Raw genomic sequence first — 18224 nt, 5'->3', positions numbered from 1 at the left:
TCGTTTACAAAAACGAAAATTATATGACATTTCATTGGCTTATTTTTTTGTCATGTACAGAGAAAATCACCACACATTCCCACGCACTAAGCGAACTAAATACGTTTCGGTCTTATTACTTGCGCTAATCTGGCCTATGTTGAAATTGACGTAGTGTGCAAAGTCGCTTTTGCTGCCATACGGCGATGCTGACCAAAACACCTCCGGCGATGTGCCTGGAAATACCGACAGGTTGATGCTCGGCTCGCTGCATTGCGTTTCAACCAAGCTTGCCAATTCCTGAAAGCTAGGCAATCGCCAATCGGTTTTTTCCGCAAAGCGCTCGCTATTAGCCAGAGGCACTTGGGCTAGGGCTTCTTGCCAGGTGTAAGCGTTGGCGATGCCGTCACATTCACCTGTATTACTGTTCCACAGCTGTGCCTCGCTGCACTTTTTCCAAGTCAGCTTGGTTTTTTTATCGGTGATAGTGCCGTCGTTGTTGTCGGTAAACTGGCTGCTGGGGGTAGCTGCTACAAGATGCGCTGTATTGCAGGTTTGCGCCGTGCTGACAGCAGGCAACAGCAAGGTTAACAAGCAGGTTAACATGGGTGTTCTATTGGCTTTGTGCATGGATGTACTCCAAAATCTAATGTCAAACTGATAAACAATCCGCTACTGATGAACTAATCGCACACGATAAACTTCGCTCTTAATGGATCTGTTACTACCGCCATTAGCAAAGTAGACATACCAGGCGTTTCTGCTGTCTTGAGCATCCGTTGTCGATGTCCAAAACACATCTTGGACAGTGTTAGGAAAATACAGCGGATCAATCGTCGGGCGCTTAGATGTGTCAACAATACCTGCCAGCTCTTCCCGTGTTGGCAACCGCCAGTTTTTTGCACCACACCAGCCTATTCTATTAACTGCTTTAGCATAAGCATCAGTGTTACACGTATTGCCAGTACCGCATCTATTCTCTCTATTTTGCGTACCTGAGTTCCCACCATTAGTATTATTGTTTGGGTCATACCAGCTATAACTCCAATTCTGGCTGTGTAGATTGTTACTATTCGTTTTTACTTCCCATACCAAACCCGTGTTGTTGTCCTTCACACAATTCCAACTACCCGCAGTGGCTGGCAGCTGTATACCTGCGCCGCTAATCTTGAAAAATCTTGTGGTTTGGAAGGATGCACTTACCTGCATATTTTGGTTAACAGTGACCGTACAACTACCTGTACCCGAACACGCACCACTCCAACCAGCAAACGTGGAACCGATAGAAGATCTCGCCGTTAACGTTACCGATTGGCCAGAATTAAAACTGGCCTCACAAACTGGCCCGCAATTAATACCACCCGAAGAACTGGTTACTGTACCTGTACCGTTACCGGTTTTAGTCACTGTCAATTTGGGTTTGGCGGTAAAAGTTGCCGATACTGAATTTGCGGTTGACTTGGATACCCTACAAAGTGTGGAAGAACCACTGCACGCCCCGCCCCAGCCTACAAAGACAGAATTAGCATCGGGGCTTGCACGTAATATAATTACTGCTGGAATCCTTATACCTACAAAATTGGCCGAACACGTTGCCCCGCAGTTAATACCCGCTGGAATACTACTTACTGTCCCTACACCCGTGCCATTTTTGCTTACGGTAACTGTACCTGGTGGTGTTATAGCTGTAAATGTTGCTGTTACCGATTTCGCCTGAGCTATTGTTATTGTACAGGGGGCTGTGCCAACACAGGCGGGATCACTCCAGCCACTGAAAATGGAATTAGCGTCTGCCGTGGCAGTCAAGGTAACAAACGTACCGGCGGCAAAATCAAATGAACAGGTCGCACCACAGTTGAGGCCTGCCGGATTACTAATAATCTTACCGGTGCCACTGCCAGATTTACTAACTGTTAAAACTAGGCCGCTACATGCACCAACAACAGGAGTATGAACACACCCTGAAATCGCGTCACAACTCTCGGCGGTACACGGATTATTATCATCACAGCTTAATGTGGTTCCCGGCTTGCAAACACCGTTGGAGCATACATCCCCAGTCGTACAGTTATTATTATCAGTACAAGAAACTGTATTGTTAACGTAGGCGCAAGAACCAGTTGCAGGGTTACACTGATCGGTCGTGCAGGTATTATTATCATTACAACTTTTGGGTGCGCCAGCTTGGCATCGACTGCCCGAACAAACATCACCAAGGGTACAGCCATTAGCATCATCACAAGCCGCCGTGTTATTGTTTTGAATACATCCCAAGGTAGGATCGCAGCTAGCCGTAGTACATACATTGCCATCATCAGAGCACGTTACCGTAGAACCTGTACACACCCCACTAGAGCAAACATCGTTTTGTGTGCAAACATTACTATCATCACAAGATGTGCCCGTTGCAACCGGCGTATGCACACATCCAGCGACCGGATCGCAACTTTCCGCTGTGCAGGGGTTATTGTCCTCACAGTTTAAAGTAGATGTTGGTTTGCAAACTCCATTCGTGCATACATCACTAACAGTGCAATCATTACCATCACTACAAGAAACTGTGTTATTAACGTAGGCGCAAGAACCGGTTGCAGGGTTACACTGATCAGTCGTACAGGTATTATTATCATTACAACTTTTGTGGGCACCAGCTTGGCATAGACTACCCGAACAAACGTCACCAACGGTACAGCCATTACCATCATCACAAGCCGCCGTGTTATTGTTTTGAATACATCCCAAGGTAGGATCGCAGCTAGCCGTAGTACATACATTGCCATCATCAGAGCACGTTACCGTAGAACCTGTACACACCCCACTAGAGCAAACATCACTTTGTGTGCAAGCGTTGCTATCATCGCAAGATGCACCCGTTTCAACCGGCGTGTACACACATCCTAGAACTCGATCACAACTGTCTGTTGTACACGAATTACTATCATCACAAACTAACGTTGTACAATCTGGCACTGCCGCCAATACAGTTTTTGGTAAAAAAATAGCTATAACTATTGTTAATACTATCCAGCAAAATATGTGGTTAATTTTATAAGTCATATTATTCCCTTCTTACATTGGCGACTAGGCTCGTATAAATTTATTATCTATTATTTAATACTTCATCAATCGCCGCCTTAAATGAAGAAAAAGGTTGCGCTCCTGTGAATGAACGCACCACTTTTATTTTTCCTGATATATCACTGGTACCTAGAAAGAAACTCGGAGTTCCCGTAACACCAGCAGATTGTGCTTCTGTTATATTTTTTCGAATTTGCAAAGCATATTTCCCGGAATCCATACATTTTTGAAAATCGTCTACATCAAGTGCCAATACCTTGGCATATTCCAATAAATTTGCAGGGGATAACTGCCCTTGATTATCAAACAAATGCTTGTGCATTTCCGCCCCTTTTGTCTGCTCTTGGGCACAATGACTCGCTTCTGCAGCTTTAAAAGCATAAGGATGAATAGATTCTAATGGGAAATCTTTTCGGACATATTTTAATTTACCCGTATTGATAAAATCTTGTTTTATAATGGGATATGTATCATGCACATATTTACCGCAAAATGGGCATTGAAAATCCGTATACTCTATTAGCGTTAGTTTTGTATTTTTGTTGCCTTGTAGCTCACCACCTTCCACACTGAGTACTATATTCTGAGGCACATGAGGCTTACCATTGCCTTGTGGCTGGGAACGCAAAATATTTTTAATTTCTTGCAGATCTTTTTGAATGGCTTTCTGACCTTCCTTGAGTGCTGCAATTTCGTTTTCTAACATTTTGTCCGATCTAGCAAAACTGGGAGTAACTTGGAATAAAAATGCTGCTGTAAAAACCGCTATGATGCGGCGCATATTTATTTTTATATTACATTTAACTAAGCCAATAAAATTAATATACATATTAATGATTCCTATAATTTTTTCTTTTTTAATATTTACGTATCAAAATTGACGCTTACAGAACAATGCATTGAAATTGTTAGATTATAATCAAAACACCAATCATTTATCATGACTTGTCTTTAGGACGTATTTCATTGATTATTCATAGCTACAACTGCTTGCAAGTCTCACAATACGCCTAAATTTTTCTGCTGTCACCCTCCTCAAGGAGGGTATTTGAGCGTTTTTGCTTACATTTTTTTAAAAATCGACTACAAATACAGCAATTCAAACAAAGCAACGATCTAACTGTGTTTAACCATCTTAAAAAATCATGATGTTTCATGATAAATTTGTAGCTATAGATTAAATAAGGAGAAACTCATGTCGGAAATTCGTGAAAAATTCGCAACACAGGTTGATGCTGGTGTACTACTTCAGGTGCGGGAACTAGCCAGAAATGAAGGCCGACAGATACAGGCGCTTGTAGATGAGGCGTTAATTGATTTAGTCGAAAAACACCGGAAATCTCGGCCACGTGCACATGTTATGGCAGCGTATCAGGCTAGTCATGGTCGATATTCTGATCTATATGAAAAGTTAGCTAAATGAGTGAATACTTAACAATGGCCGAAGTGTTGGCCATCCATGACGACCAAGTTGAACGTTATGGCGGTTTGAATGGAACTCGCGACCCTGGCCAGCTTGAAGCAGCCTTGTTTCGGATGCAATCTGGCTATTATCCTGATTTGATAGGCGAGGCAGCCGCGCTTTGGGAAAGCCTATCGCAAAACCACCCGTTTATAGACGGTAACAAGCGCACGGCTTTTGCCTGTGCCTATACGTTTTTAGCGATTAATGGGGTTGAAATCACGGCGGATGCAAAGTTAATTTATGCATTCCTGTCGGATTTATATGACAACAACCAATTTAAATATGAGAAGCTGGATCATTGGCTGCGGACGAATACTCGGCAGTAAGGTGTCATCACGGATACACGTAATACGCCGGATGCATAAAACCACATGTCTCGTGATAAGGGGGATAACGAGCGCAATCCCGTTATCTCCACCCGATTTTAACTGTTGTCTATTTTTGGCAGACAACTCCGTATTTACCAGAAGCTTGATGACCATTCATAAAGCCACCTGAAAATCCTTTACCTCTACAAAAACCTACTGCTGCCCGTGCTGCTAAAGCCCATGGTACATCGTTGACGTCGTGAGTTGGAAACCCCCAGCCCGTTGCCGTAATTTCACTGTCAGTTGCATCAAACCACTGAGTACCATCTCGATAACAAAACAGGCCATATCGACCATTTCTCATATGACCATTGAAATGCCCCCCAACAAAGCCTTGAGCAAATCCTGAGCAAAGTCCTGCCGCCGCACGATTTGCATGTGCCCAATGTACTTGATTTACGTCCGTAAATCCCCAGCCAGTATTTTGAATATCTGTTGCAGTTACATTGTACCAATCAGTGCCTTTGCCTGAGCACTGGATTCCGTAATCTCCTTTGGCAACATCCTGGTGTCCATCGAAATGTCCACCGGCGAAACCACGGTTATAACACATGGCAGCTGCTGCCCTTGCCGCTTGTGCCCAGTTTACGATGTTCGCATCATTGAGCCCCCATTTTGTCCCTGTGATTTCCGCTAACTTTACTGAAATAGGCTCTGATGTTACTGTGGGATGCCACTGTGTCTTAAACACTGCTCCAATCCACGTACGGACAGTTGGAATAGAAACTTGGTAGGATGGCCCTGTATTACAATCGGTTCCTGAAGTCACGCCGACTATGTAGGGGATGCCGTTTTGCCACATAAATGTAGGCCCACCACTGTCACCTGGAGCAAGAATTTGATTGCTGCTGTTCATAATGAGTCGGTGATAATGCCCTCCAATACGGCTAATAAATTTTGTTGGTGGGTCATTTGGATTAATTGGCCGTTCGGTTGCTGCGATGTTTATTTCACTGAGATCCAGATCGGCAGCACGATAAACGCCCGTACCACCACCTGAGCACACATTACGCCCTTGCCCATACGCAGCCAGAGTACGTTTTGGATTTATCAGTGAATTTGAGTTGCCAGGCCATAGTTTATTAACAAAGCCAACACTAGAGCCATTTATTTTAAATGGCTTAGACAGATGAACAAGAGCCAAATCGGGGCCGACTTCATCAGAGAATCCACCAAACAGGTAAATTGCATCACCAACTGTTTGGGCTTTATTTAAAATGAATGTCAACTTCTTTGGCTGTATCCTGTTTCTAGCTACACAATGTCCAGCAGTCATAGCCCAACCATTTGAAATCAACACAGCAGAGCAACTGCTGCTGCCGTAAACTAATCTAACCAGTCCTCGATTTTGCTGTTCCTGAGCGGTAACCGGATTTCCATTGATAACTGCGGTAGCATCTTGCGATGACAACAACGCAGCACTGGCTCCTAGGTACAGAAAAGTAAATAATACATGCTTATAGTTCATAATCTTATCTCCTTTTTTATTTAGGAATACCTCGTGAATTTAAGAGGCTTTGGAATTATTTCCGTCTGCATTATGCTCACAAAATTTTCCTGCTGTCGCCCTCCGCACGGAGGGTATTTGAGCACTTTTACTTACTTTTTTAATAAATTGACTACAAATACGGCCAAAAAAATTACACTAAGCTGGTATAACAATGCTCTCTGTCATTTTTAGATTTATGTTAATACACCAACCACCGTGGTAAATGCCATCTGAATTCCAGTTTTACCCTGCGTGTGCTATAAAGTCTCATTCGATAAAATGGACAACCATTTAAAACAATGGCTGATCCGGTTTAATGTGTTGTTTAATATTATTTTTAAGGGGGTGTCATGAACTTAAGCCATGCCGTCAAACAAGAAGCCTATTTAAACCCCATGTTGCTACATTGGCCGCCATCCCTACAAGGGGAGGAAGAACTGTTTTTTGAATTTTGCCAGGTTAACAGAGAGTTGCGGATTGAGCGCACGGCTCAAGGGGATTGTGAAATTATGGCACCAACGGGGGGAGAAACAGGTAGTCGAAACTTGAGTTTGGCTGCTCAATTATATAATTGGGCAGAACTAGAGAGTAACGGCATAGCATTTGATTCATCCACTGGCTATATTTTGCCTAATAAGGCGATTCGTTCGCCTGATGCGTCATGGGTGAAAAAATCACGCTTGGCCGTTTTAACACCCCAGCAGAAACAACGGTTTTTACCACTGTGTCCAGATTTTGTGATTGAGTTACGCTCACCCAGTGATAGCTTGAAAACCTTGCAAGCCAAAATGCAGGAATATATTGAAAATGGCGCTAGCTTGGGTTGGTTAATCGATCCTGAAACAAGGCACGTTTTTGTTTACCAGCCCGACATGCCGCCAGTTATCCTGGACAACCCAACCGCTTTGTTACCGGACAGGGTGTTAATGGGCTTTAAGCTGGATCTGCAAAAAATTTGGGATGTCCCTTTTTAACTGAATAGATTACGCACAACGCACCTATATTTTTATAGACAGACCCTTATTTTCCACCTATTGTTATTACTTATGTACTAACAATAGGTGATACCATGCTGACACTCAAACTAACCGCAATTGGCAATTCCGTGGGGGTTGTCCTACCTAAAGAGGCACTGGACAAGCTGCATCTTGAAAAAGGCGACAAGATGTATCTGACAGAATCCCCAGAAGGCTTTAGGCTAACGCCTTATAATCCAGAATTTGAGCAGCAAATGACCGAGGCACGGCGGATAATGAAGAAACGCCGCGACGTCTTGCATGAATTGGCGAAATAATGCCAGTTATCTGGATTAAAGAATCCGTTGTCCTTGCATTGCATGAGGAACATCTTGCGGAACATGGTGGTGGGACAGGTATTCGTGATCCTGGTTTGTTGGAATCCGCCCTGTTCCGTCCCCAAAATTTAGCGCTGTATGAAGAGCAGGATATTGCTGCGCTGGCCGCCTATGGATTTGGTATTATCCGCAACCATCCTTTTATAGACGGTAACAAACGCACCGGCTTTACAGTCACAGAGCTTTTTCTTGCTCTAAACGGACAGGAGTTGATTGCTGATGATTCATCATGCGTACTCACCATGTTAAAGCTTGCAGAGGGCAAACTATCCGAAAAAGCTTTTGCTGACTGGATTAGAAATAACACCAGGCCTCTGTGACGATGATTTAGCCTCTGATTGTTGAATTACTAAACAACTTAAAACAAAATTCCCGATCGTGCTGAGCCTGTCGAAGCATGAACTTGCTCAAGTGTGTCATGCGCGTTACTTGCCTGTAAAAAAGTGAACTATTTCACACAAAAAGTGTGAAATAGTTCACAGACATTCCTGTTAAAATCCCATAAGCTAAAAATAGTCTTGCCGTATCGACAAAGCCCAGATGTTTTGCCGACTCAAACGCCTATAAAAATAATAACGGGAGCGTCATCATGAAACACGCCAAGTCCATCGCCTATCTACGTCAATTATGTTGCTCAGGGCTAAGCAAAGAAGTGGTGATACCGGAATTCCTCCGTGCCATACAAGCTGTTATCCCATCCGGCAGCAATACGTTTTCTGGATGGAATGAAAGCATAATACCCACCTACTTCATACTTGAAAATGCCATAGCTGATTTAGATGCGTCTGAACTCATACCCGTCATTATTTCCGCTTTTTTTACCCCTGAGCGAACAAATAGCTTTGTTGGCTGGTTTATCACCCACCCAACATTAACTGATTCCAAGATCCTCGACAGAAATTTTTATAAAACCGATTTTTACAACTTAATTTTTCGCCCCTATGATCAACACCACAGCCTTTTAACGTTGGTATGGATCAATGGCAAACCTGTCGGCACCATAAACCTGTTTCGCCCACGCCATCAAAAACCCTTCAATACACGCGAGCAAAACCTTATGCCGCAGCTACTGCCTTATATCAGCCATGCACTGCAAGCCCCAGATGACAAGAGTATCCAATACAGTGAAACCGGATCTTCAGGCCTGATGATTATGACTGTACAAGGACAAATAGAGTTGATGAGTTATCAAGCCAAGAATTTATTGGCCTTGGCCTGCCATCCGACATTAACCGCGAATGGACGCAGCGAAGAAGCTGAGATGTTAGCCAAATTAGCACAACTGTGCCGTAACCTGGATACAATATTTCAGGGCAAACACGCCGCACCACCGTCCTGGAGTTATACCAATAGCCGTGGCCGTTTTATCTTCTGTGCCCACTGGCTGAACAAACAAAACAATGAGCCAGGTGGCTTCATCGGCATGACTATTGAGCATCAAGAACCGCTAACCTTAAAAATCCTGCGTGCCCTGCAAGCCCTACCACTTTCTACTATGCAAAAAGAAGTTGCCTTGTTGCTGGCACAAGGATTTTCCAACGAAAAAATCGGCGAACACCTGCATATCAAAAACACCACCGTTAAAGACCACCTCAATAAAATTTTTATTAAACTGGATATTCATCACCGCGAGGAGTTACTACCTAAGTTATTGGTGCTGGAGAAGCAGTGTGTTGATGTTGCAATCAGTATAGTAAAGTGATGTCGTTCGTGGTGCGCTTGTCGAACCACTGCAACACTTCGACAAGCTCAGTACAAACGGCTTTTTAAAACTATCCCGCTTACATGGGCAGTCGCTCTAAGTAACAGACGTAATCATTACTCGCTGGTAAGAATTTATAAATTTAAGCTGTGCAGATACCCTAACTGATTGTATGATGAACCCTGAAAGGCACAAACCTTTCGATGATTTATTTCCGGACTTTATCTGGTAATCATAACCGAGGACTTTATAGCTTTATGAATTTCATTAAAAAAACAGCGTTAACTTTATCTATTGCTTTGTCTTTAGCGGCTACTACAACTATCGCTTTTGCTGAAGCCGCCGCTGCACCAGCCGTAGCTGCTGCACCTAAAGCAGTAGCTACCGGTGCTGAACTCATAGCACATCTTGAACAAGCGATTGTTTTAATGGGCAACAGTGATTTTTCTAACGCTAATTTATCTATCAGAGCTGCACGCTCAGGTATAGAAACAATGGGCGATGCAGACACTTTAAAGCAAGCAGATGCTATTATTCAACGTGGCCAAGTCGCTAATAAAACTGGCGAAATTGAAAAAGGCACTGCCGCGTTAAAAGAAGGCATCCAGTTAATTAAAACGTTATAAGTTAGCGGTTGTATGCGATGACATAAGGTCTCCCCCTTATGTCATCCATTCTGTCAAAATAACGTAATAACGCTAAAAATTAGCCTTGTTAATAAAATCAGTCTTGAAATAAATCAATCCGCCCCCAAATTTCTCATATTGTTTTTGATTAATGAGGAATGTTAAATGTCTGTAGACGCAAAAGAAGCACAAAAAGAAACCCTAGGCTTTCAAACCGAAGTAAAACACCTGCTGCACCTGATGATTCACTCTTTGTACAGCAACAAAGAGATTTTCTTGCGCGAATTAATTTCTAACGGTTCCGATGCGGTGGACAAGCTGCGTTTTGAAGCACTGTCCAACGACACGCTTTACGATGGCGACAGCGACCTGAAAATTCGTATCGCATTCGATAAGGAAAAACGCACTATTACCATTACCGATAACGGCATCGGTATGACCCGCGCCGAAGTGCAAGAGCATATCGGTACGATTGCCAAGTCTGGCACTAAACAATTTTTTGAAGCCTTAACCGGCGAACAAGCCAAAGACAGCGAGTTAATTGGCCAGTTTGGTGTGGGCTTTTATTCGGCGTTTATTGTGGCTGATAAAGTTACCTTAACCACCCGCAAAGCCGGTAGCGATAAAAGCGAAGGCGCACGTTGGGAATCGGCTGGTGAAGGTGATTACACGCTGGAAACCGTCGAAAAAGCCACGCGCGGCACGGAAATCGTCTTGCATTTAAAAGACGGCGAAGAAGAATTTTTAGATGCTTATCGCATCCGTTCGGTAGTGAGAAAATTCTCTGATCACATTGCGTTGCCGATTGTAATGGATAAGCAAGTCATGCCCTCTTATGAGGATGAAGACGAGCAAGTCGGCGAGGACGGTGAAGCCATTGAAGCTAAAGCCAAGCCTGAACCTGTGATTGAAGACGAAACCATCAACAGCGCGTCGGCCTTGTGGACTAAAGCCCGTCAGGATATTTCTGAGGAAGATTATGCCTCGTTCTACAAGCATGTCTCCCACGATTACCAAGAGCCATTAACCCATGTCCACAGCAAAGTGGAAGGTACGAACGAATACACGTTATTATTGTACGTGCCCTCGCGTGCGCCATTTGATATGTGGGACAGGGAAGCCAAGCACGGCGTAAAACTGTATATCCGCAAAGTGTTTATTACCGACGATGCCGAGCAGTTGATGCCGCGTTATTTGCGTTTTATCAAGGGTATTATCGACACCAATTCGTTGCCGCTGAACGTATCGCGGGAAATTTTGCAACAAAGCAAGCAGATCAGCAATATCAAGTCTGGCGCGGTTAAAAAAGTCTTGGGCATGCTGGAAGGCGTGGCCAAAAATGACCCTGAAAAATACGCCACTTTCTGGGCGCAATTCGGTGCGGTTATTAAGGAAGGCCCGATTGAAGACAATAGTAACAAAGACCGTGTGTCTAAATTGCTGCGTTTTGCCACTACTCATGCCAATACCGATAAGCAAGATGTCGCGCTGGAAGATTACGTAGGCCGGATGAAGGAAGGCCAGGAGAAGATTTATTACGTCACCGGTGAAACGTTTGCGGCGGCTAAAAACAGCCCGCATCTGGAAATTTTCCGTAAAAAAGGTATTGAAGTGTTGTTGTTGTCTGATCGTATCGACGAATGGTTGGTGTCACATTTAGATGAGTTTGACGGCAAGCATTTGGAATCGGTCGCCAAGGGCAATTTGGATTTAGGCGCGTTGGCGGACGACGAAGACAAAACCAATCTGGAAGAAGTGAATAAAGATTTTGAATCGGTTATTAAGCAGATTAAAGAGGTGTTGGGTGATAAGGTCAGCGAGGTGAAGTTAAGCCATCGTTTAACTGAATCCCCTGCGTGTTTGGTGGCCGATGTATATGGTATGAGCCTGAACATGGAACGCATCATGAAAGAAGCTGGCCAAATGATGGGCGGTATGGGCATGGGCAAAAAGCCGATTTTCGAAATCAATCCAACGCATCCCTTGGTGGCGCGGATGAAAGTAGAGCAGGACGACAGCCGTTTTGCTGATCTGACACACATTTTGTTTGACCAGGCTATTTTAAGCGAAGGCGGGCAGTTGGATGATCCGGCGGCGTTTGTGCATAAACTGAATGGTTTATTGCAGGGCTTGCTGCACTAATTATCTGGATTTACCTGGATAGAGAAAGGCCGACTTTGTCGGCCTTTTTTGTGGGTGTTGTTTTTGAAAACATGGAATGGACTTGTCTAATTAAACTACAATAGGAAAAACTTCATGCGGACGGTTATGTTTAAAAAATATATTTTGAAGGTTTTATTATGAGTATTGATCAGATTGCCAGTGAAGCGTTAAGGTTAAATGCACATGACAGGGCGATGCTTGCACAAACGATATGGGAAAGCCTAGAGGCCCCTTATCTTGTCGCTGCTGATATGTCAGATGATGAGGCGATTGTATTGGCTAAACGGCGTGATAGCGAAATTGAAAACGGTGAGGTAGAGGCTTTGTCGCATAAGCAATTAATGGCTAAGTTACGCGATGCGCGTTGAGTACCATCCTGCCATTGAGCAGGAGTTACGTGAAATAATTGAGTACTATAATGTGTGTTCAGAAGGCTTAGGCGCTGAGTTTCTTAATGAGTTTGAACGGCAGGTTTTAAAGATTACTTCGTTACCAACGCAATGGCGGGTTGTTGAAGGTGATATACGGCGAGCGTTAATGCAGCGTTTTCCTTACGTTATTTATTATCGAGTTTTGGAAAGCGATGTACTGCGCGTAACGCTTGTAAAGCATCAGCGTAGACACCCTGGTTTTGGTTTAGGTAGAAAATGACGATTACCGTTTTGCCGACTTGACGCATATCTTGTTTGACCAGGCTATTTTAAGCGAAGGCGGGCAGTTGGATGATCCGGCGGCGTTTATTCATAAGTTAAATGGCTTGTTGCACTAAGCAAATGCTGTAATTTCACGTATACAAAAAGGCCGACTTAGTCGGACTTTTTTTTAATCTGCTTACCTTTGACCTCTACATTTAAAGGTAAATATACCGTAGCAAGAACGCCTCCTAATGTTTTGCTGCGACCAATCTCCAAAACACCTTCATAACAGTTAACAATATCAAGCACGATAGCTAAGCCCAAGCCGTGGCCTTGAATGGATTCATCCAAACGCAATCCGCGTTGCGTCAGCAACTGTGCATTAAGCGCATCGCAGCCAGGACCATCATCTGCGATTGCAATGGTTAGCGTTTGTGAAAAAATGATCTCAACATTAATGTCATGTTTCGCCCATTTACAGGCATTGTCGAGCAGATTGCCGATCATTTCCAGCATATCCTCCCGATCAAAATGTACGAGTAAATCAGGAGCAATGACGTTAATTACCAACTGTTTTTCGGCGTAAATGGTCTTGAGTAATTTTGCCAGTGTCATCAATTCCAGGTAAGGATTGAAGGCAATACTGGCCTGTTGATTACCAGCAATCCGTGCCCGCTTTAATTCCCGTTCAATACTCCGGTGCATGGCATCGGTCTGCGTTTGTAACAGGTGTTTAAGTTCAGGATGGTCATTAAAAGCAGGATGTTCGGCCACTTTGAACAACAGTGCTAACGGCGGTTTTAAGGCATGGGCAAGGTTACCAATCGCAGTGCGAGATTGTTGCAGCCGTCGCACCACCAACGCCAATAAACGGTTAATTTCCTTAACCAGCGGTTTAATTTCAGACGGTACAGCTACATCAATCTGCTGTTGATAGCCCTTGGTAACCTGTTCCAGCTCTTGCCGCACGTTGACTATTGGCTTTAGGGAGCGCCGGACATCAATGCTTTGCAACACAATGGCGCAAATCAGTACGGTTAAGGATAAACCGAAATAAGACAGCCGGATAAAGGTAATATCATGGTCAACAGAAGACAGTTCTTCTGCCGTAGTAATGGTGACAAGATAGCCAAATTTTTCAACTACCTGAACCAACGCCAAAATGGGTAACTGCTCAGGGCCTTTGCTCAGATGATAAAGCTGTAACTGGCCAGGTTCAGGCAGTGGCGCTTTAATGGTTATGGGGCGATGGTGTAAGGAGTTTGAATCATAACGTTGGTTATTAAATTGTATGGAATAATAATGCCCTGAGATTTTATGGTTATAGACGGACGCAATGTAAACGCTGTTCAAGTTCAACTGGCCATTGTCATCAAGCGTCATGGTCTCGAATATCGATTCGCCATCCTCTCTTAACCGGGTCGCCATTTGTTTTTCAGCAACCGAACGAATCACCCAATCAGCCGCCAGCCAATGGATAACAAAAACAACACACAGAATGGACACCAAGCCAACATTGAGTCGCCGCCGCAATGACATCATGGTTTTTGGCCAAACACATACCCTTGGCCACGGCGCGTTTGAATCAACTCATTGCCAACAATACGGCGCAGCCGATTGATGTAAACTTCAATCACATTGCTGTCAGGGTCGCTGTCATAGTCATAAATATGCTCACCCAAGTGGGCTTTACTGAGTACCTTCCCCGAATGCAGCATAAAATAACGTAATAGCCGGTATTCAATCGCCGTTAAATTAACTGTTTCGCCATTAACAATGACGGTTTGTTGCTCTTCATTTAAGCTTAAACCTTCTGCTTGTAAACCGCTTTGATTCTGGTTGTACGTACGTTTTAACAAGGCTTGCAACCGAACTAACAGCTCCTGAAGATGAAAGGGTTTGCCTAAATAATCATCTGCACCGGCCTTAAAGCCATCGACTTTTTCGTGCCACGCATCCCGTGCGGTTAATACAATCACCGGCACATTATTGTTAGCGGCACGCCATTTTTGTAGCACCTCTAAACCGGACATCTTGGGTAGCCCTAAATCGAGGATGACAATATCGTAATTTTCCGTCATCCCTAAAAACTCGCCACGTTCGCCATCGTTGGCGATATCCACGGCGTAACCGGCATTGACCAAATCAGTTTTTAAGGACGTTGATAAGGTAAAATCATCCTCAACCAGTAACAAACGCATCTAATCCAGTTACCTACTCTTCAACTGTTACGAAAGCGATTTTAGCGATACCGGCTTGTTGCACAGTGGCCATGACTTCGGCAACTTTTTTATACACCACGCCTTGGTCGGCATACAAATGGACGGCTACTTCCTTATTTTTGACGAACTCCGCCGTTAAAATTGTTTCCAATGCGGCCAAACTTTCAACCGGCTGTTTGTTCAAGATTATGCCGCCTTGCACGTCGATGCCAAGTTGCAACGGTTGTGCATCTATATTCGGCGTGGTTTCGGATGTTTTCGGTAAGGTGACATGAACGGATTGTGTCAATAAGGGTGCGGTGACCAGTAAAATAATCACCAATACCAACATCACATCAACCAGCGGCGTGACGTTGATCTCGCTCATAGCACCATCACTGTCTGATCGTGGTTTAAAAGCCATGATTATTCCTTGGTTTGGAGTTCAGAACTTAAGGCCGCGTGCATAAAGCTAACCAAAAAATTTTCCAGCCCGACGCGGTGCAATTTGGCACGACGCACGAAAAAGTTATAGGCCAACACAGCGGGTACAGCGACGGCTATACCCACGGCGGTAGCAATAAGAGCATCACCGATAGGACCTGCCACCACATCCAGGCTTGTTGAACCACTGGCGGTAATTTGGTGCATGGCGTGCATAATGCCCAATACCGTGCCGAACAAACCGACAAACGGGGCAGTACTGCTGATGCTGGCTAACATGGTCAGGCCGCTTTCCATCAGGTGTTCTTCTTTTTGCATCTGCACGAGCATGGACTGTTCCAACAACTCGCTAGGCGAGCCATGAAATTTAAGTTGCTTGCCAGATGAGTTTCGACGCTCTGCCAACCAGGTTAACCCTTGTCTGGCGATACGCGCTTGCGGCCCTCTGAAGCTGTTTTCAGGCAAGGCGCTGGCCTCTGTCAAGGAAGCCGTATTCCAAAATACCTCGTTAAAACGGCTATTCCAGGCACTATTTTTCCAGAATTGCCAGGATTTAAAAACAACCAATGTCCAGGTCACTACCGAAAAAACCAGTAAAGCGTACAAAGTTCCATCGATGATAAGGGTGGGAGTAATATTTTGAAACATTAAAAAATAACCTTCTTTTGTTAAGGATGTTAGGTGCTTGACACGTTTAATGTAAGGTAAAGTTAAATTTTTTCGTGGCTATGCCATTGATGGCTTTACCATTGACCATCTTGGCTTTAAACCTAAATCGTTGGATAGCCGCCAAGGCGGCATCGTCAAATATGCCAGACGGCGAAGCACCCACAACATGGGCATTAGTGACTGCCCCTGATGCTGTCACAGTGAATTCTATTTTGACCCAGCCCTCAATATTCCGACTTTTTGCCCGCATCGGGTAACTGGGTTTTGCCTGCGCCAATTCAACCACACCGGAAGAGACATTATTGCTGTCATGGCCATTATTACCCGTTTTTTCAGCGGACTGTCTGACCGCCGATTTTGATGCCGAAGAAGAGGAAGTTGGGGCATAAACCGGTGGAGTCCATTTTTTAGTAGAACTGGCAAAGGTTGTAGGAGCCGGTGCCATTGTCGGTTTACGGGTCAATACGGGTTGTGGTCGCGGCGGCTCTACCGACTTGTGGACAACGGCTTGCGGTTTAGGGCGCTCGATGGGTTTTTGCACCGGTTTCGGCTTGGGTTGTTCAATTTGTTTTTGTACAACCGGCGTTTTCTCTTTAACAGGCGGTTTACCTGCTTTCTTTTTGGGTGGGATTTTTTTAGGCGGTGCAGGTTGTACAACTTTTGGCTTTGGTTTCGGCTCTGGCTTAGGTTCTATTTTGGGCTTTGGCGCTAATATCACTTCCACAATCTTGATTGCCTTGGCTGGCTTGACGGTATCCGTGGGTTGCAATAACCAAATCATACCGATGATATGAAGCAGCAGCACCAAAATAGCCAATAGGCCAAGCAGGGAGCGATGATTTACCTCGCTGGCCAATACTGTCAATAACGAGGCTTGTTTTACATTTTTTGTGGCAGATGTCATTAAAATTCAGCAAATACGTTGGTCCGATGGCAAAAAAGCCCAACGTATGGGCTTAGTATTTGGCGGTTGTTATTAATTGTTAAGGCACGGCATAGCCAAAAAAACCCGCAATAAATAACACAACAGGATCAATGAGGGGGTGAAATAAACCTAGCATTAAAAAAATCAAAGCCCAGATAACTAGCGGAATCAGCGCACTGAGCGAAAAATCCTGTTTGCGCCATAAATAATGGAGCAGCGGCCAGAGTACGCCCCAAACAAGTAATGCTAATGTTTCTTTGCCACTGTAAGAACCAATGCTGCCGTCAGGACCGGTACCGGTAGAACCCGGTATCCAGTAACCGTAGGAATGAATCATTTGATCCAAGCCTTTTGTTAAACGTGAGATATGGTGTGTCACCACCAAAGTCAATAAACCCAATAATACCGACAAGGCTGCCGCAACAATAGGGCCTGAATAAATCGGTATACCATCTTGTTCGAGCGTATCCCATTTTTTTGTGTTTGATGTGTTCGTCTTCATCGTATTTTCCTTTAAACAAAGCGTAGTTTTGCCAAAATTAACCCCGACATAAAACCCAGCATTAAAAAGAACCAGGCGGCCATCATAAGAATGGCCATAAATTGCTTCATGTCGTGACGTAAATTAATACGATCTTTGTAATAAAATAGAGTAAAAGTGGCTATCACCATCAATGGAAAAGGGAACAGGGATATGAACTCCTTAAATTCCATCAACACGTTATGGAAATTAGGCACATTTTGCAGTATCCAGTCCCTGGGGCCGTCTTGGCCACGGTAACGCATGTATATCCAGTTACCGCTGACAGCGCCCAAAAAATTAAGTACGGTTGCTCCTAATGCCCAATTTCTTAATGATTCGTAATGGATTCTACCACCGCGCAACAAAAAATAGGCACGGTGCGTCATGTAGGTAGCTACAACCAATGCTGAAATGGCACTAATACCATGTACGGCGGCTTTTAAGGCGTACTGGGTTGGAAAAAACAAATCCAGGCCGCTGATCATAATCAGCAACACTAAGGCACAAATAGCCTGAAAACGTATTAAAAACTTGGTTAATTGATGAGAATCAATCATCGGATTCGTCATATCGTTACCTATCTTAAATTAGTCTGATTAGGCG

General features: G+C 44.2%; 21 protein-coding genes. 10 read left to right on the top strand and 11 right to left on the bottom strand.

Features of this window, described 5'->3' with window-relative positions:
• Positions 1–66: 66 nt before the first annotated feature.
• From CRENPOLYSF2_RS08730 to CRENPOLYSF2_RS08695, 3 genes are read right to left on the bottom strand one after another with little or no spacing between them, the layout of a single operon-like run.
• Positions 67–609 (bottom strand): Lcl C-terminal domain-containing protein, encoded by a 543-nt coding sequence (locus CRENPOLYSF2_RS08730; RefSeq protein WP_087143564.1) that lies wholly within the window; start codon positions 607–609, stop codon positions 67–69.
• A 42-nt stretch (positions 610–651) separates the two neighbouring features.
• Positions 652–3036: a DUF1566 domain-containing protein gene (locus CRENPOLYSF2_RS18525; protein ID WP_140396829.1), complete on the bottom strand. Its 2385-nt coding sequence runs from the start codon at positions 3034–3036 to the stop codon at positions 652–654.
• A 43-nt stretch (positions 3037–3079) separates the two neighbouring features.
• Positions 3080–3886: a DsbA family protein gene (locus tag CRENPOLYSF2_RS08695; protein WP_087143560.1), complete on the bottom strand. Its 807-nt coding sequence runs from the start codon at positions 3884–3886 to the stop codon at positions 3080–3082.
• 366 nt (positions 3887–4252) lie between these two features.
• Here CRENPOLYSF2_RS08695 and CRENPOLYSF2_RS08690 point away from each other — a divergent pair, with 366 nt between their 5' ends.
• Positions 4253–4480, top strand: a complete 228-nt coding sequence (locus CRENPOLYSF2_RS08690) for a hypothetical protein (RefSeq protein ID WP_087143559.1) — start codon at positions 4253–4255, stop codon at positions 4478–4480.
• Entirely contained in the window at positions 4477–4848 is a 372-nt protein-coding gene (locus tag CRENPOLYSF2_RS08685; RefSeq protein ID WP_087143558.1) for a type II toxin-antitoxin system death-on-curing family toxin, read from the top strand. Before CRENPOLYSF2_RS08690 ends, CRENPOLYSF2_RS08685 begins: the two co-directional genes overlap by 4 nt.
• A 109-nt stretch (positions 4849–4957) precedes the next feature.
• Here the strand turns inward: CRENPOLYSF2_RS08685 and CRENPOLYSF2_RS08680 are convergent, their stop codons facing one another.
• Complete coding sequence (locus tag CRENPOLYSF2_RS08680) at positions 4958–6358, bottom strand: trypsin-like serine protease (protein WP_087143557.1); 1401 nt, start codon at positions 6356–6358, stop codon at positions 4958–4960.
• Positions 6359–6729: 371 nt separating this feature from the next.
• Here CRENPOLYSF2_RS08680 and CRENPOLYSF2_RS08675 point away from each other — a divergent pair, with 371 nt between their 5' ends.
• The 8 genes from CRENPOLYSF2_RS08675 to CRENPOLYSF2_RS08640 all read left to right on the top strand — a co-directional run bounded on the left by CRENPOLYSF2_RS08675 (position 6730) and on the right by CRENPOLYSF2_RS08640 (position 12875).
• Positions 6730–7353 (top strand): Uma2 family endonuclease, encoded by a 624-nt coding sequence (locus tag CRENPOLYSF2_RS08675; protein WP_087143556.1) that lies wholly within the window; start codon positions 6730–6732, stop codon positions 7351–7353.
• 95 nt (positions 7354–7448) lie between these two features.
• Entirely contained in the window at positions 7449–7673 is a 225-nt protein-coding gene (locus tag CRENPOLYSF2_RS08670) for an AbrB/MazE/SpoVT family DNA-binding domain-containing protein (RefSeq protein ID WP_087143555.1), read from the top strand.
• On the top strand, positions 7673–8053 hold the full coding sequence (locus tag CRENPOLYSF2_RS08665; protein ID WP_087143554.1) for a type II toxin-antitoxin system death-on-curing family toxin: 381 nt from the start codon (positions 7673–7675) through the stop codon (positions 8051–8053). The genes CRENPOLYSF2_RS08670 and CRENPOLYSF2_RS08665 overlap by 1 nt, the downstream gene beginning before the upstream one ends.
• A 269-nt stretch (positions 8054–8322) precedes the next feature.
• Positions 8323–9435, top strand: a complete 1113-nt coding sequence (locus tag CRENPOLYSF2_RS08660; RefSeq protein WP_087143553.1) for a helix-turn-helix transcriptional regulator — start codon at positions 8323–8325, stop codon at positions 9433–9435.
• Between the two features lie 257 nt (positions 9436–9692).
• Positions 9693–10061: a hypothetical protein gene (locus CRENPOLYSF2_RS08655; RefSeq protein WP_087143552.1), complete on the top strand. Its 369-nt coding sequence runs from the start codon at positions 9693–9695 to the stop codon at positions 10059–10061.
• Positions 10062–10226: 165 nt separating this feature from the next.
• Positions 10227–12203, top strand: coding sequence for a molecular chaperone HtpG (htpG, locus tag CRENPOLYSF2_RS08650; RefSeq protein ID WP_087143551.1), 1977 nt, complete (start codon positions 10227–10229; stop codon positions 12201–12203).
• A 158-nt stretch (positions 12204–12361) separates the two neighbouring features.
• Positions 12362–12592 (top strand): addiction module protein, encoded by a 231-nt coding sequence (locus tag CRENPOLYSF2_RS08645; RefSeq protein WP_087143550.1) that lies wholly within the window; start codon positions 12362–12364, stop codon positions 12590–12592.
• Complete coding sequence (locus CRENPOLYSF2_RS08640) at positions 12582–12875, top strand: type II toxin-antitoxin system RelE/ParE family toxin (RefSeq protein WP_087143549.1); 294 nt, start codon at positions 12582–12584, stop codon at positions 12873–12875. Before CRENPOLYSF2_RS08645 ends, CRENPOLYSF2_RS08640 begins: the two co-directional genes overlap by 11 nt.
• A 155-nt stretch (positions 12876–13030) precedes the next feature.
• On the opposite strand, the gene CRENPOLYSF2_RS08635 is transcribed toward CRENPOLYSF2_RS08640, so the two are convergent.
• The 7 genes from CRENPOLYSF2_RS08635 to CRENPOLYSF2_RS08605 form a co-directional block, all read right to left on the bottom strand.
• Positions 13031–14401: a sensor histidine kinase gene (locus tag CRENPOLYSF2_RS08635; protein WP_087143548.1), complete on the bottom strand. Its 1371-nt coding sequence runs from the start codon at positions 14399–14401 to the stop codon at positions 13031–13033.
• Positions 14398–15060: a response regulator transcription factor gene (locus tag CRENPOLYSF2_RS08630; RefSeq protein ID WP_087143547.1), complete on the bottom strand. Its 663-nt coding sequence runs from the start codon at positions 15058–15060 to the stop codon at positions 14398–14400. The genes CRENPOLYSF2_RS08635 and CRENPOLYSF2_RS08630 overlap by 4 nt, the downstream gene beginning before the upstream one ends.
• Before the next feature lie 13 nt (positions 15061–15073).
• Positions 15074–15484 (bottom strand): ExbD/TolR family protein, encoded by a 411-nt coding sequence (locus tag CRENPOLYSF2_RS08625; RefSeq protein ID WP_087143546.1) that lies wholly within the window; start codon positions 15482–15484, stop codon positions 15074–15076.
• 2 nt (positions 15485–15486) lie between these two features.
• Positions 15487–16152 (bottom strand): MotA/TolQ/ExbB proton channel family protein, encoded by a 666-nt coding sequence (locus tag CRENPOLYSF2_RS08620; RefSeq protein ID WP_087143545.1) that lies wholly within the window; start codon positions 16150–16152, stop codon positions 15487–15489.
• A 46-nt stretch (positions 16153–16198) separates the two neighbouring features.
• Positions 16199–17077 (bottom strand): energy transducer TonB, encoded by an 879-nt coding sequence (locus CRENPOLYSF2_RS08615; RefSeq protein WP_087143544.1) that lies wholly within the window; start codon positions 17075–17077, stop codon positions 16199–16201.
• A gap of 79 nt (positions 17078–17156) precedes the next feature.
• Positions 17157–17600 carry a hypothetical protein gene (locus tag CRENPOLYSF2_RS08610; protein WP_087143543.1) on the bottom strand — a complete coding sequence of 148 codons (444 nt, stop codon included), beginning with the start codon at positions 17598–17600 and terminating at the stop codon, positions 17157–17159.
• 11 nt (positions 17601–17611) lie between these two features.
• Positions 17612–18190: a hypothetical protein gene (locus CRENPOLYSF2_RS08605; protein WP_087143542.1), complete on the bottom strand. Its 579-nt coding sequence runs from the start codon at positions 18188–18190 to the stop codon at positions 17612–17614.
• Positions 18191–18224 lie beyond the last annotated feature (34 nt).

This window comes from Crenothrix polyspora (genome assembly GCF_900163755.1).
In the GTDB taxonomy this organism is placed as follows: domain Bacteria; phylum Pseudomonadota; class Gammaproteobacteria; order Methylococcales; family Methylomonadaceae; genus Crenothrix; species Crenothrix polyspora.
Note: the sequence above shows the minus strand (reverse complement) of the source record. Positions and strands in the feature narration are given on the sequence as shown.